General features: G+C 68.4%; 31 protein-coding genes and 2 pseudogenes. 14 read left to right on the top strand and 19 right to left on the bottom strand.

Features of this window, described 5'->3' with window-relative positions:
• The first annotated feature begins 62 nt into the window (after window positions 1-62).
• The 3 genes from NS1_RS29860 to NS1_RS29850 all read left to right on the top strand — a co-directional run bounded on the left by NS1_RS29860 (window position 63) and on the right by NS1_RS29850 (window position 1,843).
• Complete coding sequence (locus NS1_RS29860; protein ID WP_062989852.1) at window positions 63-731, top strand: hypothetical protein; 669 nt, start codon at window positions 63-65, stop codon at window positions 729-731.
• Window positions 732-912: 181 nt separating this feature from the next.
• A complete protein-coding gene (locus NS1_RS41225; protein ID WP_174562695.1) occupies window positions 913-1,449 on the top strand; it encodes a hypothetical protein in 537 nt (178 codons plus the stop codon).
• Window positions 1,450-1,510: 61 nt separating this feature from the next.
• Window positions 1,511-1,843, top strand: coding sequence for a hypothetical protein (locus NS1_RS29850; protein ID WP_157125459.1), 333 nt, complete (start codon window positions 1,511-1,513; stop codon window positions 1,841-1,843).
• 38 nt (window positions 1,844-1,881) lie between these two features.
• Here the strand turns inward: NS1_RS29850 and NS1_RS29845 are convergent, their stop codons facing one another.
• The 16 genes and pseudogenes from NS1_RS29845 to NS1_RS29770 all read right to left on the bottom strand — a co-directional run bounded on the left by NS1_RS29845 (window position 1,882) and on the right by NS1_RS29770 (window position 11,955).
• The gene (locus NS1_RS29845) at window positions 1,882-2,481 is read right to left on the bottom strand and encodes a hypothetical protein (protein ID WP_062989848.1); all 600 of its coding nucleotides are present in this window, start codon (window positions 2,479-2,481) and stop codon (window positions 1,882-1,884) included.
• Window positions 2,471-2,866, bottom strand: a complete 396-nt coding sequence (locus NS1_RS29840) for a hypothetical protein (protein WP_062989846.1) — start codon at window positions 2,864-2,866, stop codon at window positions 2,471-2,473. The genes NS1_RS29845 and NS1_RS29840 overlap by 11 nt, the downstream gene beginning before the upstream one ends.
• A gap of 18 nt (window positions 2,867-2,884) precedes the next feature.
• Window positions 2,885-3,244, bottom strand: a complete 360-nt coding sequence (locus tag NS1_RS29835) for a hypothetical protein (RefSeq protein ID WP_157125458.1) — start codon at window positions 3,242-3,244, stop codon at window positions 2,885-2,887.
• 89 nt (window positions 3,245-3,333) lie between these two features.
• The gene (locus NS1_RS29830) at window positions 3,334-3,669 is read right to left on the bottom strand and encodes a hypothetical protein (protein ID WP_062989842.1); all 336 of its coding nucleotides are present in this window, start codon (window positions 3,667-3,669) and stop codon (window positions 3,334-3,336) included.
• A 56-nt stretch (window positions 3,670-3,725) separates the two neighbouring features.
• Window positions 3,726-3,977 (bottom strand): hypothetical protein, encoded by a 252-nt coding sequence (locus NS1_RS29825; RefSeq protein WP_062989840.1) that lies wholly within the window; start codon window positions 3,975-3,977, stop codon window positions 3,726-3,728.
• Between the two features lie 18 nt (window positions 3,978-3,995).
• Window positions 3,996-4,805 carry a hypothetical protein gene (locus NS1_RS29820; protein ID WP_062989837.1) on the bottom strand — a complete coding sequence of 270 codons (810 nt, stop codon included), beginning with the start codon at window positions 4,803-4,805 and terminating at the stop codon, window positions 3,996-3,998.
• 162 nt (window positions 4,806-4,967) lie between these two features.
• Window positions 4,968-5,351, bottom strand: coding sequence for a hypothetical protein (locus NS1_RS29815; RefSeq protein WP_062989835.1), 384 nt, complete (start codon window positions 5,349-5,351; stop codon window positions 4,968-4,970).
• 140 nt (window positions 5,352-5,491) lie between these two features.
• Window positions 5,492-5,716, bottom strand: a pseudogene (gene nrdH, locus NS1_RS29810) (glutaredoxin-like protein NrdH); the annotation flags it as partial.
• 271 nt (window positions 5,717-5,987) lie between these two features.
• Window positions 5,988-6,422, bottom strand: a complete 435-nt coding sequence (locus NS1_RS29805) for a hypothetical protein (RefSeq protein ID WP_062989833.1) — start codon at window positions 6,420-6,422, stop codon at window positions 5,988-5,990.
• Window positions 6,423-6,506: 84 nt separating this feature from the next.
• Window positions 6,507-6,992: a hypothetical protein gene (locus NS1_RS29800; RefSeq protein WP_062989831.1), complete on the bottom strand. Its 486-nt coding sequence runs from the start codon at window positions 6,990-6,992 to the stop codon at window positions 6,507-6,509.
• Between the two features lie 112 nt (window positions 6,993-7,104).
• The gene (locus tag NS1_RS29795; RefSeq protein WP_062989829.1) at window positions 7,105-7,752 is read right to left on the bottom strand and encodes a hypothetical protein; all 648 of its coding nucleotides are present in this window, start codon (window positions 7,750-7,752) and stop codon (window positions 7,105-7,107) included.
• Between the two features lie 60 nt (window positions 7,753-7,812).
• Entirely contained in the window at window positions 7,813-8,565 is a 753-nt protein-coding gene (locus tag NS1_RS29790) for a hypothetical protein (RefSeq protein WP_157125457.1), read from the bottom strand.
• Window positions 8,566-8,627: 62 nt separating this feature from the next.
• Window positions 8,628-9,194, bottom strand: a complete 567-nt coding sequence (locus NS1_RS29785; protein WP_062989825.1) for a hypothetical protein — start codon at window positions 9,192-9,194, stop codon at window positions 8,628-8,630.
• A 42-nt stretch (window positions 9,195-9,236) separates the two neighbouring features.
• Complete coding sequence (locus NS1_RS29780) at window positions 9,237-9,707, bottom strand: hypothetical protein (protein WP_062989823.1); 471 nt, start codon at window positions 9,705-9,707, stop codon at window positions 9,237-9,239.
• 78 nt (window positions 9,708-9,785) lie between these two features.
• Window positions 9,786-11,462 carry a DNA cytosine methyltransferase gene (locus tag NS1_RS29775; protein ID WP_062989821.1) on the bottom strand — a complete coding sequence of 559 codons (1,677 nt, stop codon included), beginning with the start codon at window positions 11,460-11,462 and terminating at the stop codon, window positions 9,786-9,788.
• An 88-nt stretch (window positions 11,463-11,550) separates the two neighbouring features.
• The gene (locus NS1_RS29770; protein ID WP_062989819.1) at window positions 11,551-11,955 is read right to left on the bottom strand and encodes a sigma-70 family RNA polymerase sigma factor; all 405 of its coding nucleotides are present in this window, start codon (window positions 11,953-11,955) and stop codon (window positions 11,551-11,553) included.
• A 208-nt stretch (window positions 11,956-12,163) separates the two neighbouring features.
• Between NS1_RS29770 and NS1_RS29765 the strand changes: the two genes are divergently transcribed.
• The 5 genes from NS1_RS29765 (at window position 12,164) to NS1_RS40400 (ending at window position 14,605) form a co-directional block, all read left to right on the top strand.
• Window positions 12,164-12,571, top strand: a complete 408-nt coding sequence (locus tag NS1_RS29765) for a hypothetical protein (RefSeq protein WP_062989817.1) — start codon at window positions 12,164-12,166, stop codon at window positions 12,569-12,571.
• A gap of 227 nt (window positions 12,572-12,798) precedes the next feature.
• Window positions 12,799-13,119: a hypothetical protein gene (locus NS1_RS29760; RefSeq protein WP_062989815.1), complete on the top strand. Its 321-nt coding sequence runs from the start codon at window positions 12,799-12,801 to the stop codon at window positions 13,117-13,119.
• The gene (locus tag NS1_RS29755) at window positions 13,116-13,409 is read left to right on the top strand and encodes a hypothetical protein (protein ID WP_062989813.1); all 294 of its coding nucleotides are present in this window, start codon (window positions 13,116-13,118) and stop codon (window positions 13,407-13,409) included. Before NS1_RS29760 ends, NS1_RS29755 begins: the two co-directional genes overlap by 4 nt.
• 29 nt (window positions 13,410-13,438) lie before the next feature.
• On the top strand, window positions 13,439-13,735 hold the full coding sequence (locus tag NS1_RS29750) for a hypothetical protein (RefSeq protein ID WP_062989811.1): 297 nt from the start codon (window positions 13,439-13,441) through the stop codon (window positions 13,733-13,735).
• Between the two features lie 378 nt (window positions 13,736-14,113).
• Entirely contained in the window at window positions 14,114-14,605 is a 492-nt protein-coding gene (locus NS1_RS40400; RefSeq protein ID WP_062989809.1) for a hypothetical protein, read from the top strand.
• Window positions 14,606-14,611: 6 nt separating this feature from the next.
• Here the strand turns inward: NS1_RS40400 and NS1_RS29740 are convergent, their stop codons facing one another.
• Window positions 14,612-15,466 carry a hypothetical protein gene (locus tag NS1_RS29740; RefSeq protein WP_157125456.1) on the bottom strand — a complete coding sequence of 285 codons (855 nt, stop codon included), beginning with the start codon at window positions 15,464-15,466 and terminating at the stop codon, window positions 14,612-14,614.
• A 104-nt stretch (window positions 15,467-15,570) separates the two neighbouring features.
• On the opposite strand from NS1_RS29740, the pseudogene imuA' reads away from it, so the two are divergent.
• A pseudogene (gene imuA', locus NS1_RS42725) lies at window positions 15,571-16,134 on the top strand (DnaE2-dependent mutagenesis accessory factor ImuA'); the annotation flags it as partial.
• A 76-nt stretch (window positions 16,135-16,210) separates the two neighbouring features.
• Window positions 16,211-17,344: an IS701 family transposase gene (locus tag NS1_RS29735; RefSeq protein ID WP_062989804.1), complete on the top strand. Its 1,134-nt coding sequence runs from the start codon at window positions 16,211-16,213 to the stop codon at window positions 17,342-17,344.
• A 175-nt stretch (window positions 17,345-17,519) separates the two neighbouring features.
• Here the strand turns inward: NS1_RS29735 and NS1_RS41930 are convergent, their stop codons facing one another.
• On the bottom strand, window positions 17,520-17,642 hold the full coding sequence (locus NS1_RS41930) for a hypothetical protein (protein ID WP_255284751.1): 123 nt from the start codon (window positions 17,640-17,642) through the stop codon (window positions 17,520-17,522).
• Window positions 17,643-17,962: 320 nt separating this feature from the next.
• Window positions 17,963-19,177: a helix-turn-helix domain-containing protein gene (locus NS1_RS29730; protein ID WP_062989802.1), complete on the bottom strand. Its 1,215-nt coding sequence runs from the start codon at window positions 19,175-19,177 to the stop codon at window positions 17,963-17,965.
• A 226-nt stretch (window positions 19,178-19,403) separates the two neighbouring features.
• Between NS1_RS29730 and NS1_RS40395 the strand changes: the two genes are divergently transcribed.
• From NS1_RS40395 to NS1_RS40390, 4 genes are all read left to right on the top strand, one after another.
• Window positions 19,404-19,580, top strand: a complete 177-nt coding sequence (locus NS1_RS40395) for a hypothetical protein (RefSeq protein ID WP_157125455.1) — start codon at window positions 19,404-19,406, stop codon at window positions 19,578-19,580.
• Window positions 19,581-19,675: 95 nt separating this feature from the next.
• Entirely contained in the window at window positions 19,676-20,578 is a 903-nt protein-coding gene (locus NS1_RS29725; RefSeq protein WP_062989800.1) for a hypothetical protein, read from the top strand.
• Window positions 20,579-20,583: 5 nt separating this feature from the next.
• A complete protein-coding gene (locus NS1_RS29720; RefSeq protein WP_157125454.1) occupies window positions 20,584-20,769 on the top strand; it encodes a hypothetical protein in 186 nt (61 codons plus the stop codon).
• A 5-nt stretch (window positions 20,770-20,774) separates the two neighbouring features.
• Window positions 20,775-20,918, top strand: a complete 144-nt coding sequence (locus NS1_RS40390) for a hypothetical protein (protein ID WP_157125453.1) — start codon at window positions 20,775-20,777, stop codon at window positions 20,916-20,918.
• Window positions 20,919-21,125 lie beyond the last annotated feature (207 nt).

Here is a 21,125-nt window from a genome sequence, read left to right as displayed (position 1 = left end):
TGTCCACAGCGACCTACCTCGGATACCGTGGTAGATCATCAGCGCTAGGTGAGGAGAGCACGATGCCTGAGGACAAGGCCGGAACCGACACCGGCAAGAAGTCGCCAGCCAAGGCCGGCCCGGTCACCGCGCGGGCGCGTGCCCGGCAGAGGGCGGCAGCTGCGGCGGAGGCGGAGCGTGCGCGCGCCAACCGGATCGAGGAACTGCTGACCGAGCTGTTCGTGGCGCTGGAATCCGCCGACGAGCAGACCGCAGCAGCGGAAGCCAAGCGAGATCAGCGCATTGCCGAAGCGGACGAGCAGCGCCGCAAGGCGGTCGCTCGTGCGAACGCCACCTACGCCAGCGCGGTCGCAAAGCTCAGCGCACCGCAGCACACAGCGATCCTGGCACTCAAAGAAGACCTCGGCCTGACTGAGCCCGACATCGTGGCCAAGACCGGACTGGAGCTCGGCGAGGTCCGCAAGCTTCTCCGTGTGGCCAAGCAGAGCGACAACAGCCCTGTGGCGGCGTCGGCGGTCACCGAGAGTGATGCGGTCACTGCCGTCCAGGACGACAGCGCGGAGGCATCTGCCGACTCACCTGCACTCCCTGCAGGGGAGCCTGCGGCCGCATCCGAACACCCGACTGAGGCCGACACATCCCCGACGTCGGCGGTAGACGGAGATCCCGCACCTGCCGCCGTCACCGCGCCCGTCGCCGCGGACCCGGTCGGCGCATCGTCTGTGTCCTAGTCCGGTGCCACCCCGTAACGCGCCGCGTCGTCTTGAGGTCGGCGATGAGGCTGAGGTTGCCCGGTTCGAGGCCAAGATCGTGCGCGGGCCCGGACCAGCCGACTGCTGGATCTGGATCGGGAGCATCGGTGACGACGGGTATGGGCGGTTCTCAATCCAGCGCGACGGGCAGGAGAGGATCGTGGGCACCGGGCGCTACGCCTGCGCCCTGTACCAGCGGCCGGTGCCCGCCGACATGGTGGCCATGCACGACATCTGCGACAACCCTGCCTGTGTGCGCGGCCTGTCCCTGCCAGGCGCTCCCGCGCACCTGGTCATCGGCACCCAGCGGACGAACCTGGCGACCGCCGCGAGCCGGGGCAGGTCCTACGGCGGCAGGCCGGTGTGGCATCACGACGGTCTGTCGCGGGCGCAGCGGGTGGAGCGATCCAGGGCGTTGCGTCGCGCGGTGCGGCACGGGTGGGACGCCGATGCTGTCGCGGCGGCGATGCGGATCGGCGCGCACCCGCATCATCACGACGGACGCCAGCTCGGACAGGACCCGATGCTGTTCGACGTGGCACCCGGCAACTCCGTCGACACCGTCGACGGCCGCGGCATCGACGGCGAGCCGCACTGGGTCGGGGTCAGCTTCGATCCGGCGGAGTCGCGCACCGCACGTGCTGATCAGCCCGCACTGTTCGATGTGCTCGGCGGCCAGGACGTGTCGGAGGCATGAGGTACAACCGAACGTTGAGCGCGTGGCTGCGGCCACGCCGACTAGCAAGGGAGGTGGCGCGGTGACGATGGCGACGCAGGGGGTCGCGGTACTCGCGCTCCTGGCATTGGCGGTTCTGCTCGCGTGGGCGTGTGGGTCGATCGTGGCCCGTCTGCTCGGCGCGCTGATCGCGATCGACAGCCTGCTCGGTCTGTCGACCGCGATCGTTCGTCCGGCGCTGCTGCTGCCGAGCCTGATGTGGTTCTTGGTCGGCGCCGGCCTGTGGCTGGTGGGGCACCGCATCTACTTGGCCAAGTACGGGCGGTTCCGCACCGACCTTGCCGCGCGGTCGTGGAACCTGCCCGGGCTTCGGTTGCTGCTGCCGATGAGGGCCCGCACCCAGCAGCTGGTGTAGCTGCCAGGTACGGGCCCTCGTGGTCGGTTCGGGGGTTCTCAGGTCGTCGGGTCGGCCTGGGCGTGGATCCCTTGGGCGCGGGTGCGCATGTGGCGCTTCTGTTCGGCGATGTCGAGGCGCAGTTGGTCGGCCTTGCTGAGGCTGGCGTAGCCGTGCTGGATGAAGCGGCGTTGGAAGACCTCGTCACCAAGGGCCGCGAGGTGACCGCGCCACATGGTCGCTTCGGCCTCGCCGTCGGACTCGCCTCGGTTGATCCAGCGGTCGTATGCCTCGTCGAGCTGATTCAGCGCGTGGGCGAGCTCGTCGGTCAGGGCCTGCACGCTCAGGTCGATGACATCGAGGACCGGGGTGAGCATCAGGTCGGGCCGGTACTGGCTGGCGATCGCGAGCCGGTTCTTCTCGACGTGGTCGTCGCGGTCGGCGAGCAGGCGTGCATGCTCGGCCTTGAGGTCGGCCAGGATCCGGTCGGCGGCCGCGCGCTCGGTCGGCGACATCGAGGCTCGTGCCAGCGCGGCGCGAAGCTTGGCGGTGACGGCGAACATGTCCCAGGCGGTCACGGCCGCTGCGGCGGTGACCGTGGTGGCGGCGCCGGTGAGGAACCAGGCGGCGGCGTGGATGCGGGTGCGGCTATCGGTCATGTCGGTGCTCCGTGTTCGGGGTGAGGGGGATGAGGTACTGGGCGGAGATGGCGTGCTCGGTGTTGGTTCCCCAGGGCGCTTCGACCGCGATGTCGTAGTGCTGGGGTTGGGTTTCGCCGATCACCCGTCCGTGTCGGATGCCGCACTCGCCGGTGGAGATGTCGAGCCAGAGGACCGACTGTCCGGCCGGTAGCTTCCGGCCGAGGCCGGCTGGGCGGGGTGGGCTGGTGAGGTCGAGCAGTGCTGCGGCGGCGTCGGCGGCGCGCTCGAGGCGATCGAGGGCGTCGGCTTCGGCGGTCGACGACGGACCGCTCACGGCGCGGGTGTGGGCGGTGAGTGCCTCGCGGAGTTCGGTCGCGACCAGGGCGGCGGCTACGGGGTTCATCGCGGTCCTCCTTGGCGGTCAGCTCTGTGGGACAGGTGCCATCGCGCCGGAGGGCACGTAGGCAACTTCACCGAGCGCGCTGACCTTGGTGCTCGGGGTCCACGGCACGGTGGTGTTGTGGTGGTTGGTCCACTGCTCGGCGTCGCTGGGGTCGGCGAACGCGAGCATCACGCGCTGTTCGCTGCCCTGGTCGTCCATGTCGTAGGCGTCGGCAAGCTGGCCGGGCACGCCGACCAGGTGGACGGTGGCCGGTACCCGTGCGGCGGCGAGAAATTCGGCCACCGCGTCGGCCAGCTCGGCGCTGGCGCGGGTGACCGGGCCGGTGCTGGCGTGGTAGGCGGCGAGGGCGTTGGTGAGGGTGGTGAGCGAGTTGGTCACGATGATCCTTCCGAAGGTGATGGTGGGCCCGGTGTGGCGTCGTCGGCACACCGGGATGTCGGTTCAGGAATGGGTTGGTGGGAGGACGCTCAGGGCCGCGCTTCCCACGTGACGGTGCGCAGCTGCGACGCCGGGGTGTTCATGTCGACGTGGATCCAGAACTTCCACCCGCACCCCGCGCACGTGCGCTCGAAGCACGGCGGCTTGTTCGGTGCGTGGCCCTCGACGCGCCTGCGGTACTGCTCCTGGTTGAGGGTGATGGTTTCGTAGTCCAGGGTCGACGTGCGCAGGCAGCACGGCGATCCGCTCGACAGGGTGTTCGTGCCGTGGCTGACCTGGCGGACGACCGACACTCCCGGCTTGAGCTGGGCGAGCCGGTAGTGCGCGCCGACCTGGAAGGTCAGTGGCTTGCGCGGTGTGGTCATGAGTTCTCCTGGGATGTCGGGTGGCCGGGCCCGATCGGGGCCCGGCCGGGCGGGTCTCAGAACGGAGGGCCGAACGTTTCGAAGTTGGCGTTCTCGGCGACGCGGGCGAGTCGTTTGCGCGCGGTGCTCCAGCGAGAGGCGATCCGTTCGGCGACCGGCAGCGCTGCGAATTGCTCGTCCAGCTCGCGCTGGTACATCTCGGACTCGCAGTGGTCACAGACACCGGTGATGCGGAGCAGGTCTTCGCGGTGGCCGGTGCCGGGCCAGGGGTAGTAGCGGTTGTAGCGCAGGGATCGGGGCGCGGCCATGGCTCGGTTCCTTCCCGGTCAGTTGTCGTGGGGTGCGTCGGCGAGTTCGCCGCGATAGCGCGGCCACTCGACGCTGCGGGGATCGGCGGCCGCGCGGCGGATGCGCCACGGCGCAACGATCGGGGCAACCCATGCCGGGGTGTTCCAGCTCGCCACCGCGCGGCGGACCTCGGCGGCCGGGCCGGCTGCCTGGCGCAGGATCACTCCGCCGACGAGATGCCAGATCCGGATCTCCTCGTTGTCGGCGTAGTGGGCCAGTTCGATCAGCGCCCAGTCACGGGCCTGGCCGTCGTTGTCGGCGACCAGGTTCTGCACGTCGTCCTCGCCGACGCGGCTGAAGGCCACGAGGTGGTCAGAGGCGAACAGGTTGGCCATCATGTCCTGGGCGACCTCGGTGCTGTCGTCAAGGGCCGGGTGCGTGGAGAGGGCGTCGCGGCGCGGGCGTGGGGTCGTACGCATGCGCCACGCCGTGACCGCCGGGCGCAGCATCGGGTGGACATCGCGTGCGATGAGTTCGCGCCGGAGTCGGTCCGGGCTGCCGGTCATCGCGAGCACGATGTCGCCGCTGGGTGCCAGCACCCACACACGCACGGCCTCGATGCGCGACCACCAGCGCGGGTCGAGCAGGGTTGCGGCGACGCGGTGTTCGCTGCCGTGCTCGGCGATGGCGACTCGCCACCAGCAGCCCGGCCCGGCGGATACGCCGACCGCGTAGTGGTTGTGGTCCCGGCGCAGCGAGGTCTCGTCGGCGAGCGCGGCGGCGTCGGTGGTCAGCTGCGCAAGCGGGTGGTCAGCTGCGAGCTGGTAGGTGTTGTCGGGGAAAGTCATCGGTTGTCCTGTCTGTGGAGGGTGATCCACCGGGCCCCGGCTCGACGGGGGAGGGGGGCCCGGAGTCGGGGCGCCGGTGGATCTATTCGGGTGGTCTGGTGCGGCGGTCGCGGGAACGCTGGTGGCGCCGGGCAGCTACCGACTGCCCGGAACCGGTCGCGTTCAGGACGCGGGGTGCCAGCGCAGAGTCCGGCCGCGACGGCCGGTGAGCCGCTGCCACACGGTGGGTGCGATCGTGATGTGCAGTGCCGTGTCCTCGTCGGCCCTGGTTTCCATGTCGCGGATGAGCCCCTCGGCGACGCCTCGGGCCGCCATGAGCCCGTCGTCGTCGGAGCTGGCGACCACAGTCCCGTCGCGGGTGACGGATCTCGTCGAGGCGGCGTTCCTCAGCCTGGTGTGCAGGAATGCCGACACCAGAGCCATCGCCTCGAGGTAGGTCAGCTGGTTGTCGTCGAGGTTCTTGCCGAACAGCTCGTTCGCGTCGGCGTCGAGGTCGGCGGCGTCACGGTGCTCGACGACCAGGACGATCGGATCGGAGGTGGTCATGGTGGTGTGTTCCTTCAGTCGCGGTGGATGCGGGTCGGCTGGCCGGTGCGTGTGGATCAGATGCCCGCGGTGGGATAGTCGGGCAGGCCGCTGGCGACGGCGAAGAAGTCGCGGGTCCCCGACCCGAGCGGATCGACGGTGGCGGCGGCGAGAGCCGTGATGCGGTCGGGGCGGAACCCGCTCCAGTGGTCGTCACCGGCGACGACGACAGGGGCCTGCTGGTAGCCCAGGGTCCGCACGTACTCGGCCGCCTCGGCATCGGCGCTGAGATCGACCACGGTGTAGGCGATTCCGGCCTTGTCCAGGGCCTTGTAGGTGGCGGTGCACTGCACGCACCGGGGCTTGGTGTAGACGGTGACGGTCATGGCGATGGCCTTTCACGAATTCTTTTGACGTGGTGTGCAGTAATTGCCGCTCATGTGGCGGGAATTACTGGACACTGCGATTGCTTTCGGATGCCGGTAGATAGTCCCGGCCCGATCCCCTTACGATCACTTTTGATCTTAGCCGGAATTCGGCTCTCCCGCAATTACTTTCCCGCAGTTCACAGCATAATTTTGCGCAATTCCGGCACCCGGAATTAATGCAATTTCATTTGCCCGGTGCGGGCTCGTCCGGGTGCCGGAATCGCGGGCTTCAGCTGGCGATCAGCCGTGCCGCTTCCTCGGCGGCCGCCAGACGGGCTCGGTGGTGGTGGATCTGGTGGTTCATCGCGGGGTCGATCGTCTCGGCGTCGGCGAGCAAGCGGCGTGCTCGGCCGAACTGCCTGGCAGTGCAGGCATTCTCGGCGGCTTGGATGTGGCGTCGGGCTTCGGTGGTCCGGATGGTGTGGCGGGCGGCGCGTTCGGCGATCGTCGCGGTCAGCATCTCCGGGTGCAGGCTCAGGACGTAGTCGATCTCGGCGCAGATCGCGCGGTGGCCGTGTTCACCGACCAGTCCGGGCAGATGTTCGCAGATGCGGCGAATGGTGTCGTCGATACCGAATTCGTTGGTGCTGAATTCGTCGTAGTATTCGGCGGCGAATTCATGGGTGGCGATGCGGATGAGGGCGCGGTCGATTATCGCGAGCACTGGCTTCTCCTGATTCGCTAATGGATCGAGATTCCAGTGCCGGGCAGCTACCGACTGCCCGGCACCGGAGTTGGCCGAGTCGGGTCAGGGCCGCTTGCCGTCGAGGAGTCGGCGGATCAGCGCGCGGACGATGCCGACGGGTTCGGGCCGGATTCCGGCGCGGATCTCGTAGGCCATGCCGCGCAGGCGCCGTCGCGCCAGCCTGGCCGCGACGGTCCGCCCGGCGGTGGCCGGATCGTTCCAGTCGAATGCCGCGCCGGGCTCGACCATCTCCGCCAGCGCGACGTCAGCGGGTGCGACGATTCCGGCTGCGCGGCACGCGATTTCGTACTGGGTGCGGGTGTAGATGTCGACCGTCGGCGGCGTCTCGCTGCTGTGGGTCAGCTCGAAGCCGTAGACATCGATGCCCAGCGGCGAGACCGCCCGCCAGCGCGGCGGGAAGGACTCGGGGTCTTCGCCTTCGGGCCAGCCGCTGACGAGATGGATGCCGTAGGGCCAGTTCTGGCCGATCGCGGCGTCGGCGGAGGCGAGTTGTTCGCGGTAGTGGGTGTGGTGGATTCGACTGTTCATGTTCTCCCCTGGGAGCCGATTGAATGAACTGTGTTAACTGTAGCAACTGTGCCAACCTTCAGCAATTCGTGGCGGCGGTGTGTTGCACCGGGAAGGGCGACGGCGAGGGCGATCACAGTGTTCGGGCCTTGAGGAAAGCGGTGAGGGCGGCGACGGCGGCGATGCTCGGCTCCGGCTCGCCTTCGTGGGGCCAGTCGATCACGCAGGTGGCGAGGTCGCTCCACAGCTCGCGGGCCTCGGCGACGAGCGCGCCGGCGGCCACGTCGCGGCCGCCGATCCAGGCATGGAGATCCGGGCAGTACAGGTCGCTGACCCAGCCCGCGGCGATCGTCTTCGCCTCGCGCTCGCTGATCTCGGTGTTGTGGTCGATGTCGTTGTAGATCCAGTCGGCGATCTCGGTGTAGTCGGCGGGCCGGTTGCGCAGATGGCGGATCAGGGCGCGCATGGCGTTGGCTGCGACCTCGGGGGAGCCGCCCGGATCCCAGCTCTCCCAGTCCTGCACGCGGGCCGGGTCGGTGATCGCGCGCAGCAGCCGCTCGGCCTCCGCGATCAGTTTGCTATTCGAGATCGCCTCGGCCAGTGGGTCATCGGCGGCCCACGCATCCAGATGCGGGTAGGGGTCGCCGTCCCACGCGGTCCAGCCGCCGTGGTCGGTGAACCAGCGCTGAGGCGTGACTTTGGCGCAGAGTTCGCCGATCTCGATGTCGGGGTCGGCGGCGATGCGGGTGAGGACGCGCTCGTAGCGGGCTTCGTCGAACATGATGGTTCCCTTTCGGTTGGGGGTGGGCGCCGGGCGCTGGTGCGCCCGGCGCGGCGGTCGTCAGTAGGCGGGGCGAAAGAGCTGGTGCTGGCAGCCCTGGTGCTCGGCCCGGGCGATATCGAGCGCTTCGCCGCACCACTGCGCCCACGTCGAGCAGCCCGCCGGGAAACCGGGGACCGCGTCGACGACGATCACGTCCTGCTCCTCGCCGAGATCGGGCAGCAAGCACCGCAGGGCAGCATGGTGATCGAGCTGCGTGGCGGGACAGACGGTGACGCGCCAGCGCCCGAGCCGGTGGCTGTAGTAGGCGATGCGGACCTGGCGTGAGCTGGTGAAGCCCAGCTCGGTCAGCACCGCCTCGTAGGTGGGTGAGTCGATCGGGCCGCCGAAGGCGATGTAGTTGTCGAGGATGTCGACGCCGGTCTCCGGGACCGCGCCGTCGATCAGCATCGAGACCCGGCCGCCGTCGAACCTCACTCCCGGCCGCCCGGCCCAGAGGCTGCGCAGGTAGCGGAAGTTCGCGACGTGCTCCGGGTTGATGACGCCTTCGGGCGTGATCGCGGTGGTGAATTCGAGTACCAGCCAGTCGCCCTCGATCGAAAAGGTCGGGCCGAGGAACCGGGGGTCGCGCCATTGGTCGTCGTGGCCTGCGAGTACGTCGGCGACGGTGCGCGGCCGGATGCTGACGATCGGGGACTCGGGGTAGCGGGCGCGCGAGGCCGCGGCGGCGGCCTCCACGGACACGGCGCGGACATCGCTGGTGCCGCCATCGAGGTGCTGGATGTGCCAGATGCTGTAGAGATCGGTGGTCATGGTGGTGGCCCTTCCGGTGGAGGTGAATAGGTGGGCGATTGCGCGCCAGCGCGGCTCGGGGCTCACAGCTCCTCGTAGTCGTTGTCGATGTCGAAGATCGCCGTGACCTCCCCGCTGCAGCGGTTGGCGAGCTGCTGGGCGTAGATCTCGGCCTGTTCCTGGGTGCCGTAGAACCCGGCGCGGACCTCGACGCGGTAGTTGCCGTTGGGGTTGGCGTGGTCGGCGTAGACGGTGGGCAGGTCCGCGAAATCGGCGGCGGCAGCAGCGCGGGCGGCGACCGTGGCCGGCGGCAGGGTCTCGGCGTGCTCGCCGCAGTGGATCGGGGTCGACTCGTGCCAGCTCGATCCGGTCTGGCAGGCGGTGACGTCGGCCGGGCGTCCGGCGCGCAGCCACACGTCGACCTGGTCGGTGACGTCGTTGATGAACTCGCTCCAGGGGCGGGTCAGCTCAAGGCGGGCGACGATCGTGTCGGCGTAGTTGTTGGCGTCGACGTAGTCGTGGAGCTCGGCGTAGCAGCCGATGGTCTCGGGCACGACGCGAAGCGCGATGTCGACGCCGATCTCGGCTTTCACCTGGGCGACGATCGTGTCGATCGCGTCGCGGTAGGTGCTGGCGGGCGTGGTGGTCATCGTGGTCGTCCTCTCGATCGAATGCGTGTGGGGCCGTGGCGGTCAGATGCGGGCGACGGGCAGGATCAGGTACTCGTCCTCGTCGAGCTCGCCCTCGCCGTCGGGCCGCCAGCCCTGCTTGGCCAGTGCCTCGACGTGGTCACCGACGCAGAGGTCGAACGGGTTGGTGGACAGCGCGAACGACGCGACGGGGGTGGGGTCGTAGCCGTCGGCGGTGATCACGACGTCGGCGAGCTGGCGCGGGGCGTCCTCGGGCTCGACGCTGTCGTCGGTGACGATGCGCGCGGTGAAGGTCGCATCGGCCGGGAGTTCGCGCACCGACGGCGCGATAGCGCGCATGGCGTCGAGCGCGGCGACCAGCAGCCCGATCTGGGCGCTGGGCATCGGGCTGCGGAACGCGCCGTCGAGCACGATGGAGCCGTCGGGGAGCAGGTGGACGCGGCCCTCGGCCACGGCGCTGCGGGCGGTCACGGTGGGGTGGTTGTGCTCGTCGGTGCCGGTGGTGATGTTCATGGTCAGTCCTGTTCTGTGGCAGATGGGTTCGGGGTTGGAGGGTGGGGTCCGGGGTGCCGGACCCCACCCGGTGGGGAATCAGGCGGCGGCGAGGGTGACCTGGTCGCTGGTGGGCCAGCGCTCGATGTCCTCGCCGGTGACCGCTTCGATCAGCGCGGAGACGATCACTTCCGAGCAGGGCGGGGTGACGGCGTTGCCGTACTGGCGAACTCGCTCCCGCTTGTTGCCGAGCACGCGGTAGCTTCCGGCGAAGGCCATGGCCGCGCCGATCTCGTGGGGCTCGAGCATCCGGAACCGCGTGTTGTCGATCTGTTCCTGGGTGATCTCCTCGACCAGGGCGAACCGGTCGCGGGTCGAGATCGTGCCCATCGGCTCGGTGACCGAGCGGGGGCGGCCGGTGCCGTAGTAGGGCACCAGCACCGACTCCGACGGGGTGACCAGGCCGTGGTGGTTGCCCGAGGCGGTGACCGTGGCCAGAGCCTCGCTGACCACGCGGGCATCGGAGCTGCCGCCGCGCATTTCGGCGATGAACGGCAGGAACGCCACGGCGGTTTCGGCGCGGGTGGTCTGGGTCCGCATCGGCACCGAGGCCAACTGGGCTTCCTTGCCCTCCCGACCCTCCATCGGCACGATCAGCGGGGGCACGACCAGGCCGTGGCCGCTGCCGTCGGCGACGATCGTGGCCAGCTGCTCGTGCAGGCCGATGGTGCGCGGGCGGCCCGACCGCAGCAGCGCCAGGAACGGCTGGGGGATCAGCACGCCGTCGTTGTCGCGGGTGGTGCGCGCGGCCATCGGGTCGGTGACCGGGACGGCGGCGTCGCGCCAGGTGCCACCGGCGGGCACCATCATCGGCATCGCGGTGGCGTAGCGGCTCATCCCGATCCGGATGCGCTGCATGGTCTTCTCCGCCAGCGGGGTCTCGCGGTCCCCGATCCGGGTACCTGGCAGCGACCAGTCGATCGCGGACGCGGCCGGGGCGGCGGGCGGCTCGACGATCGCGTTGCGGCAGCTGTGATGCGGGCACCGGTAGACGTACTGGGTGCGGTAGCGGCCCATGTCGACGCCGGGGCGCTTCCAGGACTGCACCGCCTGCACCCATTCCTCGCAGGTCGTGCAGTAGGCCATCGGGCGTAGCCACTTGTCCCAATCTGGTTCGCGGACAAGGGATTCGTGCCAGTAGGCCAGATACAGCCGGTCGCGGGACTGCGGCGAGACCGGGGTACGGCCGGGCTGGGCGTGCATCGAGTTCAGGGCGATCAGGCGCACCTTGTAGCCCAGGGCGCGGATGCGGGAGATCCAGTAGTCCCACGCGGCCCACTTGCGGACCTCGACGACGTTCTCGACCACTCCGGCCATCACGCGCCCGCCTCGGGCCATGACGCCCTCGAGGTAGATCGGGACTTCCTCCATCAGTGCCCGCGACCGCTTGGCCTCGTCGCGGGCGGCCTTGCCGCGCGGGTCGATGTCGAACAGCTCGCCTTGCAGGTCGTGCTGGTAGGTCTGCTTCTTGCCGTTGGCCGAAGACCACTGCGGGCACTCGGGGCTGGCCCAGAAGATGTCGGCCATCGGCCATCCGGCGACCGGCTCGTCGCGGATGTCGCCGATCCAGTGGTCGGTGGCGGGGAAGTTCGCGGCGTGCGAGGCGATGGCCTTTTCCCAGTGGTTGGCCGCCCAGGCGACCTCGACGCCGGGAACGACGTGGCAGCCTTGGCTGCTGCCGCCAGCTCCGCAGAACCAGTCCATGAGCTTGAGCACGGGTTTCTCCGATTCCTCAGTAGGGGTGGGGGACTGGGGGACCGGGCAGCTACCGACTGCCCGGTCCCCCAGGCGTTTTCAGGTCAGATCAGAAGCGGGAGCCGAGTTCGAGATCGAGGGCTCGCACGATGGCGTCGATCCGGATGGCGGCCGAGCGCAGGTTGTTGGCCTTGTTCAGCACCGGCTCGCTGCCGTCGGAGGCGACCGGTCGGGTGGCCAGCCCGTAGGCGGCGTCGCGGTAGAGCTGGGCCTGATCGGTCAGCGCGGCCCGGACGCTGTGCAGCGGGCTGCGGCGGGCCAGATCCATCACCCATCCGGCCTTGGACACCAGCAGCGCCCGCACCACGTACTCGGTGACCGGGTCGGCCTCACCGGTCTCGCGCACGACGCGCTGGGCCAGCATCACCCGATCGATCCACGTCGCGATGTTGCTGGGCAGGTCGGTCCAGTCGGTGGCGTCGGTGGTGTGCGAGGAGATCGAATGCTGAGTCATGAGAAGACCTTTCGGTGCTTGGGATTGGTGTCGAATCGTCCGGAATTCGGGTCCTTCCCCGTTTTCTGAACTGTGTTAACTGTATCAACTGTGTCAACCTCCGTCAATACTTTGAGAGACCTTCTGTAAAATTGCCTCACGACCTGCGAGGAGGTGCGCGCGCCGGATCAACTAGGGGATAGTTGGCACAGTTGCTACAGTTGTCGGCATGAAGGGAATCGAGGCCACGAAGCTGCGCAACGGGGGATGGGGCGACGCTGTCGCTGCCGCCGCCGCCGACGAGGAAGCCTTCGCCATCACCGTCCGGGGCGGCTCGCCCGAAGCCGTCCTGCTCTCGGCCGCCTCCTGGCGCTATGGCCGGTCCAAGCCCGAAGCGCCGGCGGTCTCCGAAGACGACATCGAGCGCCAGACCTCGGCGAAGATCCTGCGCCAGCTGGCCGGATACCGCGCCGCGGCCCGTAGCGGCAAACACATCCTGATCACCAAGTACGAAGGGCTGTCGACCTCGGCGAAAAGTGCCGAGCCGACGGGCGAGGAACACGTCGTCGCCGTGCTCGCGCCGTACCGGTGGGTGCGCACCGCGCTGAGCGAGCTCGGCGACGTCGCCGACGACTGAGCGGCCCGGCTCGACAGTCAAACCACCAGGGCCACTCCGCGCCAACGGCGACAAAGCCGTTAGATGCGAATGTCTACATATCGGCATTGATTTCGGCGGCTTCCGCGATTCGCGCTGTACATCCGACGCAAAAGCGGTAATCTAGGTCATAGAACATCGGCACCGGGTTTCGGACGACCCGCGCCATTCCGTTCTTTCCACCCTCGACCCCCGAAAGGGGAAATCCCATGTACTACACCGCTAATGAGCACGAACAGCTGCACTACGCAGCCTGGGAGCGCGGCCTGTTCGCCAAGATGGACTACGCGGGCTGCGCCGTGGCCAGCGCCGTCGCGGGCTTCCTGCTGACCGGCATCATCCCCGCCAACCACCCGTTCACCGCCGCGCTCACCATGGCCACCTTCGCCGGATGGATCGGCTGGTGCGCCCACCGACTCCACAACGAGCACACCGCGTTCCGCAGCGAGCTGAGCGAGATCGGATGCGGCCCGGACTGCTGGTCGATCCAGGACGGCCTGCGCACCTCGGCACAGCAGGAGGCGCGGTGATCGAGCTGACCGGCCGCTACCTGCGTGCCCAAGACACCCGCCACTACGCCGTGGCGTTCGGCCCCAGCCAGTGGCTGCTGTCGTGGCTGTTCGAATCACCCCTGACCCTCGACCAGGCCGCCGCGGGGCTTCGCCTGGCGCAGATGGCAGCGCGGTGGGGCGAGAACCTGCTGTTCGACCCCAGCCGCAACGCGGCGATGGTGTGGGCGCTGGTCACCTACCAGGCCCGAATCCTCGGCCTGGACCCGCTCGACGCCTACCTACGCTGCCTCGCCCAACCCACCGCGTGACAACCCATTCGAACCAGGAGCTGACTCTCATGAACGACAACAACGAAGTGACGCCGTGGACCGATCAGGACGAAGTGCCCCACGCCAAGGCGGGTGACCGTGCCAGCGTCCACTTCGACCTCGGCAGCGACTCGCTCCGGATCTTCGCCACGGGGGAAGGTCAGTTCGACGAGCCCACGGAACTGACCACGCCGACGGAGAACCCGTCGCTCGCCGAAGTCGCGGAATACCTGCTCGAACAGCGATTCCGCGTCCTCGGCGAATGGCACATCGAGGGCGAGCAGGCGATCGCCGACGCGGAATTCCTGGGCAACGCCGACCAGTAGACCAGCACCCAGCGTGCGGGCCGGGCCGCGTCGTGGCCCGGCCTTTGCGCCACGCGGCGAGTGCGAAGCCGCATCGAAATCACCGAGCAGGCGTGCCGGTTGTCGGTTCCGCAGGAACGAATCCCGGCCGATCTGCGGCGGTGGGTAGATGCATGAACGGCGGCCGGTGTGCCACAACCGATGACCGATCGTGGCCGGACTCACCGGCCGCCGCGTCCCACCCTCGACAGGAGGGAACACCGCAGGCTAACACGCCGGCGCGCGGCGTTCCGCGACCTCGAACACCCGGGAGAACCGATGCCCGCCCACCCCTACCTCGCCCGCGTTCCCCAGCGGCGCCGGGAGCGGCCGCGTCCGTGCCTGAGCCACAATGCGTGGATGGAGACGTTGGACGAATGGGCCAAGCGGCACGGCCGCAATGTCCGCGCGGTGCGCAACCAGCTCCTTCCCCAGCCCACCTTCCCGGCCCCGAAGGGCCAGCGGGCTCCTGTCGGCAGAGGCACACCCGCCCGCGAGTACGACTCCGCCGAGCTCGACACCTGGCTTGCCAAGTGGGAGGCCGCGCGCCGTCCCGAGACCGTCACCGTTCCCGACGGCACTGACCTGGACGAGTTCCGCACCCTGGGCACCATCGCGGCGCTCGCCGGGCGCAACAGCAAGAACTTCACCCAGTACCGCGCGCGCGTCGACGCCGCCGCCCAGCACTACGACCGGGGCGCCCGCCGGTTCTACCGCACCGGCGATGTGCTCGACGTGCTCAACGAACGGCTCGGCCGCGGCCGAAGCCTCGACCCCGAGGACGGCCGACGCGCGCGCGGCACGATCGGCGAAGACCACGACATCGACGACGACGACCACGACGACTGCTGAGGTCGATCAATCGTGATCACCACATGTCCAGCCCTGCGGGGCCTCTCGCCATCCGTTCGCGGTGAGCCACTCACCGATCGGCAGCTCGATGCGGTTCTCGTCGGCGTAGGCGGCGGCGAGAGCATCGACCAGTAGTGGCCCTTCCCCGCACGCCACGCAGGACAAATCGGCGATGCGGTGACGCGGTGAGCGGGGCTGGCACCGCTCGCAGTGTGCGCGTTCGACCAGGCCACGATCGTCGCCTTCCAGCCACGTCACCTTCAGATCCTCGCGCAGGCGCCCGCGTAGCGATTGCCCGGCCGGGTCGAAACCACATGTCGGGCAGGAGGTTGCGGGAACGGTGCGGTCGAACCGGGTCGGCCCGGTGTACGGCGCGCTCCGGCTGCGGCCCCGATCCCGCCACGTCACCGCCACCACCGCCTCGGCCGGCTTTTCGACTTCGCGCGGCGGGGCCTGAACTGGCAAGTCCTCGTACTGCGGTGCCGCCAGCGGTGTTTCCACCACGGGCACAGACGAACTCGGCGAAGCGACCCGGCTCAGTGACATCTCGACTACGTCGCTCACCGTGAAATCGGCGGCCGTCGGCACGGCGCCGGAGGGAGCGGACAGCCGGGCACGCAACCGTTTGGCGTGTTGTTGTGCCGCCTGCTTGGATCGCTTGCCCATGGCGGCACCGAGCTGCTCCCACGTCCATCCCCGAGCCAGCACGGCGTCGAGGAACGCGACCTCAACTCGGTCGACTCGCTCGCGGTGCTCCTCGAGTAGGCGCAGCACCGCGGTGACCTGATCGGCATCCACGCCTTCAGTGCCGCTCAGCACGGCGTCGACCGCCTCGCCGACGTTCCACGCTCGCTCGTCCATATCGTCAACATATTCGTTGACGCTGAGATGGTCAACAAGAATGTTGACGCAATAGATGCAGGTCGCGGCGATTCCAGCGCCAAGCATGTGGGAGACTTTCGCTCATGTGTTCGAATCCGCTCAGGGCTGAGGCGGCGAGGGACAACCTCGCCGCGCTCCCGATGGCGGACCGGCTCGCGCACCTGAGGGAACAGATGAGCGCGATCTCGGCACGCGCTGGCGCTCCTGAGCGCACCTCGGTACCCGGCCACGACGTTCTTCCCGTGCCGGGGCCGCTCGGCGAACTGCTGCCCGATCACGGCTTGGCCCGGGGGACGATGGTGACATGCCCGCGGGGCGCGGTGCTGTGCGGGTTCCTCGCGGCCGCGACGGCGGCCGGCCAGCACGCGGCGATCCTCACCGATCCCACCGGCCCGCAGATCGGTCTGCTGGCCGCCTCTGAGATGGGTGCCGATCTCCAACGACTCTTCCTCGTCAGAACGCCCACCGATCGCGCCGCCGAGATCGTCGGTGTCCTCGCCGACGGCATCGACCTCATCGTGCTCGACCTTCCCCGAGCCCGCATCGCGCCGACCGCACTCGAAAAGCTGCGGGGCCGGCTGCGCGCCAAGGGATCAATCCTAGTAGCGACGCGCACAGACTGGGCCAGGCACGCCCACCTCGACCTGCAGGTCCGCCGTCGCCCCGACTACGGTTTAGTACTGCAACGACACTCGTGTGAGTCGGTGCTGGTAGTTCTGTGGTGTGGTGTTGGATCGTGCTGTGGCCGAGTTGGATTCGTTGATGACACGGGTTGGTGCCCGGTTCACCCGGTCCGAGCCACGGGCTCGGGCCCGGGAGTACGTATCGGGGCTGGTGGCCGGGTTGGAACGGAAGAACGGGTGGACTCTGGCCGAGCATGCCGGTGAGTCGGGTCCGCAGGGGATGCAGCGGCTGCTGCGCCGAGCGGACTGGGACGTCGACGGTGTCCGTGACGACGTGCGCGCCTATGTCGTGGAACGGCTCGGTGACCCCGATGCGGTGCTGGCCGCCGATGAGACCGGATTCCTGAAGAAGGGCGTGCGGTCAGCGGGGGTGCAGCGGCAGTACTCGGGCACGGCGGGGCGGACGGAGAACTGTCAGATCGGGGTGTTCCTGGCGTATGCCTCGCCGCGCGGGCACGCGCTGATCGACCGGGAACTGTATCTGCCCGAATCCTGGACCAGCGACCGTGAGCGTTGCCGGGCTGCGGGCATCGCCGAGGAGGTCGGGTTCGCCACGAAACCACGGCAGGTGATCGCGATGCTGGCCCGAGCCCTGGAGGTCGGGGTGCCGTTCGCGTGGTTCACCGCGGATGAGGCCTACGGTCAGGCCGGCTATCTGCGTGAGTGGCTCGAATCCCGCGACGTGTCCTATGTGCTGGCCACTCGCTGTGATCAGCGGGTGGCCACCCGCGCCGACCGTGTGGCCCGGGTCGACGAACTCGTCGCCGAGTTCGCGGCCGGCGCCTGGCAGCGGCTGTCGGTCGGTGCCGGTGCGCACGGACCCCGCGAATACGACTGGGCGCGCCGCCAGATCGACGGGCCCTGGATTCGTGGACGCGGGCACTGGCTGCTGGCGCGGCGTTCGGTCAGCGACCCGACCCGCATCGCCTACTACCTGTGTTACGGGCCGGCCCGCTCCCGCTTGGTGGATCTGGCGTTCACCGCCGGGTCGCGCTGGCATATCGAAGAAGCATTCCAGCAGGCCAAAGGCGAAGCCGGGCTCGATCACTACCAGGTCCGCAGCTACCGGGCCTGGTACGCCCACATCACCCTGTCCATGCTCGCCCTCGCCTGGCTGTCGGCGTCGAAAGCGATTGCCACAAGGGGGGATACACCGACACCGGTGAAGACATGATCGCTCTCACGCTACCGGAGATCCGACGCCTGCTCGTCGCCCTGGTCCTGCCCCGCCACCACGACCCCGGCCACGTCTGGGCCTGGTCACGATGGCGCCGCCGACGACAACACCAAGCCCGGCTATCCCACTACCGGCGACGAGGCCACCCACTCACCTGAGTGTCGTTGCAGTATTAGGGCGCGGCCGCGGCCGGGTCCGACAGCTCGACCTCGACATCGATGTTCTTGTCGGCGGCCGCCGGATCCGCCACGGCAGAGTCATCCTGCATGGCCAGGGCGGACAAACTCGATGGCACCGCCCTGATTCTGGATCGATCACCTTGGCCAGCACTGGATGACGAAGAGTCATGTGTATTGACTCCACGGGCTGGTGTCGTCGGAGTGATGGATCAGCGGTGCGCCGACTGTACTCAGCCCGTGTGCTGTGCAGGCTGCGTGGAGGGTGGAATGGAAGCTGGCCGTCGCGGTCATCATCCGATCGGCAACCATCGCCTCGGCGAACGCCTGCTCGACCTGCCTCCCTGCGTTGTCTGCTGGTTGGCGACCGCCGCTGGCGGAGGGTACGCCCCGGATCACAGAGCTGCCCGACCGACTGCGACGGCAGCCATGTCACCTCCTAGCCGCGCACGCCGATGCGACCCGCAAGCTCGCGGAGCCCGCTCGCCCTGTCGTTGTCGAGTAACTCAGCAACGACCGACCGAAACAAGGCCTGGTGCCTCGCCCACTGGTCACCACCTACCTTCTCGGCGGTCGAAACCATCTTGTACGCATCGTCGTAGCGGCCAAGCCGAGTGAGGGCTGCGGCGCGGTCGAGCAGGTGTCTGGCCTGAGAGACCTGCGTCAGGCCAGTACCGCCGAGCGGCATCTCCCTGGCCGCGACAAGTGCTTCGGGGTACATCTCCGACGAAACGTGAATGTCGGTCAACTGCATGGCAACCTGTGAGGGCCCGAAGTTGCACTCGTAGTCCTTGGTGTCGCCAGGTAGGCGACCAGCGACCGCACGGGCTTCGTCGGCGAGGTCGATTGCGAGAGAGACCTTTTGGTCTCGCCCGGAAGCGGTTGCACCTTGCAGGAGTAGCGATCCGTACACGGACAGATGGGCGTCGGGCACGTCGCCGACTGGTTGAATATCCTTGGCGGCGTTGAGGACTACGGCGCGGGATTCGTCGTGGCGGCCCTGTACGAGTAGCTGCCAGCCGACGGATCCTCGCAGTGTTGCCTCGAGGAGCGGATCGTTGCCGAGCTTCGCGGCCTTGTGAGCGTCGGTGATAGCAGTCCAGGCCGTGTCGGTGTGGCCCAGGTGCACGAGCGTGCACGCGGTGGCCCACAGCATGCGGGCGTACAGCTCCGACGCCAGCGCGCGATCGGCGCCTTGAGCCGCCTTCTGGGTAGCGCGCAGATCGGCAATGCCGGCGGGGAGTATCGCCGCCAGCTTCTCGTACCTTCCGGCCCAGTAGGAGCCCCATGCGTAGGTGACGGCGCGGTGGGCGTCGTTGATGGAGATGGGGAGGTGTTCCTCGGAGGTGCCGGTGAGTTCGTCAACGTTGGTCAGGGCGCGGCGGATCGCGATCACGCCGGCGGTCTCGCCGGTGCTGTTGGGCAGGCCGGTGCGCTTGCCCACGATGTCGCTGACATCGCAGTCCAGGGCGGCGGCGAGCTTGCGCAGGGTGGGCAGGGAGGTCGAGTTGCGGGTTCCCTGCTCGAGCAGTTTCAGCAGGTCCACGCTGACGCCGGACTTGTCGGCTAGCTGCTGCCGGGTGAGTGCTTTCCCACGCAGTCGGCGGATGTTCTCGCCGATTCGCTCGCCGGGCTGGGGGTTGGAACTGTCCATGGGATTTCCCGCCGTCGGATGGGGATTTCGGGTCTATCCGGAGGGTACCGCGAAATTTCTTGAGAAGGGGTACATGGTGTACCCCCTCGTTTCCGCAGGTCTGCGCGACGATTCGAACTGGGCACGCTGCCGAGGTGAATCAATAGCCTCTCGTTGACATTCCGGTGGCACCGCCCTTCGTACACCAGGGGGCCGCCTCAGCGGCCGGGGCCCGAGGAGGCAGCGAGTGCGACAACTCGACATGGCGCTGTGCGAGGAAGCCCACCGCGACTGCGAGTCGGATCCGGGGTCGTTTGCCTCGTACAACGAAGCGTTCGCGGTGCTGAAACTCCACGACGGACACGGTCCGACGTGTCGACCCCACCTGGCCGCCAGCGCTTTCGTCGCCGCCACGCACGACTGAGCAGCCGCGGCGGGGCGAGGAAGGGACAACAAGCAGATGACCATCAACGATCTGACCGCCTGCCAGGCCGTGCCGGATCCACCGCCACGGGCAGCATGGCCAAGAGAATCGAGTCGGCGATGACGATGATGATCGGCTACCTGCGGTCCGCGCTGGTGCATCCCGACGAGGTTCTGGTGGTGGAACATCGGTTGCAGCAGGCCGCGATCGCGGCGGGAGCCGTACTCGAGGACAAGGACATTCATCGCGAGCCGACGCCGCAGGGCAACCCGCTGTGGTCGTTGATGGAGGCGATGGATCGCCGATACGACACCGTGCTCACCCGCACGGTGACCGAGCTCGCCGCCCGTGACCGCGTCGACCTACGTCCTCTACTCGGCGGGCCCGCGAGCTTTCGTGTGCTGTGGGCGGCGGTCGAGCAGTTGCAAGGCGCCGGCGGCGGATACCTCGTCATTCCACACGTAGGGCACCTGGATGGCCTGGTCGTGCCCCGGCAGGTTCTATTGCAGCGGATCGCCGATGTGCGGCCCGCGGTCGGGATTCTCGATGCCAGCAACCCCGGCCACCTCGCGCCCGGGGGCGATATCGCGGTTATCGGCGAGTTCCAAGTGCCACCTGTTCCGCTGGCCGAGGAGATCGCCCGGACCAACAGCCGCCTGCGCCTGACTCGGTTCGGCCTCACCGACATGACCGCCTCGATGGATCGGGTCGTGCGAGAGCTGGTGAGTACGGTCACCGAGGCCGACCACGCCGTCGGCCAGAGCCACATGCTCACCATTCGCATCCACCACGACCTCGCGGCGAACACACTCGTGGTCACCTGCTTCGACACCAGGGACTATGCCACCACGCCGCCCGACCGCACGGTGATCGCCGCGTGTGGGTCCGGGCAGGTGGTGCGAGCGAGTTGGGGCACCGGCGGGACGAGCACGCGCTGCGAACTTCCGCTGCCCGGCGCTCACCAGCCCGAACCCGCTGCTGCGGCGATCGGGCGGTGAGCGGCGTGCAGGTTCATCTCGCGGTCGAGTTCCCTCGCCACGTCGTATTCGACTACCGAGCCGAGCGTGCTGTCGCGGAGGCGTTCGCCGCCGACCTGAGTCGATGGCACAGCGCCGCCCTGGTCACCATCGACAGGGCGGTGACAACCACGATGCACCTGCTGCCCTGCCACAGACTCTACGAAGCGTGACGGTCATGAGCGATTTCGACGAACCACAACTACCACAGAGAGAAGCGCAGGAAGTTCCACCGCCACACGATGGCTGGGAATTCTCGGCGGATGCGGTACTGCTCACAGCCGTGCTCGAAGGTCTTCGAACCGTGATCGACGCGGCGTAGACAGAGCGCGTGTAATTCACGAATTCCACCCGAAACGAATATTCCGAAACTCTTCCTGGATTCACCGATGGTGAGGCCTGGAATACATTTCCATGCGCGAAAGGTCCGGTGGTTCTGATTCTTTGACCTGTGTTGTCGATGCGCCGAAACGTCTTCCCGCGCATGGCACATCTGCACCGGTGAACCGGTTCGGCGACCTCGCCGGAC

The sequence above is a fragment of the Nocardia salmonicida NBRC 13393 genome, assembly GCF_001613085.1.
Taxonomy (GTDB): Bacteria; Actinomycetota; Actinomycetes; order Mycobacteriales; family Mycobacteriaceae; genus Nocardia; species Nocardia salmonicida.
This window is presented reverse-complemented; position numbering and strand designations above follow the sequence as displayed.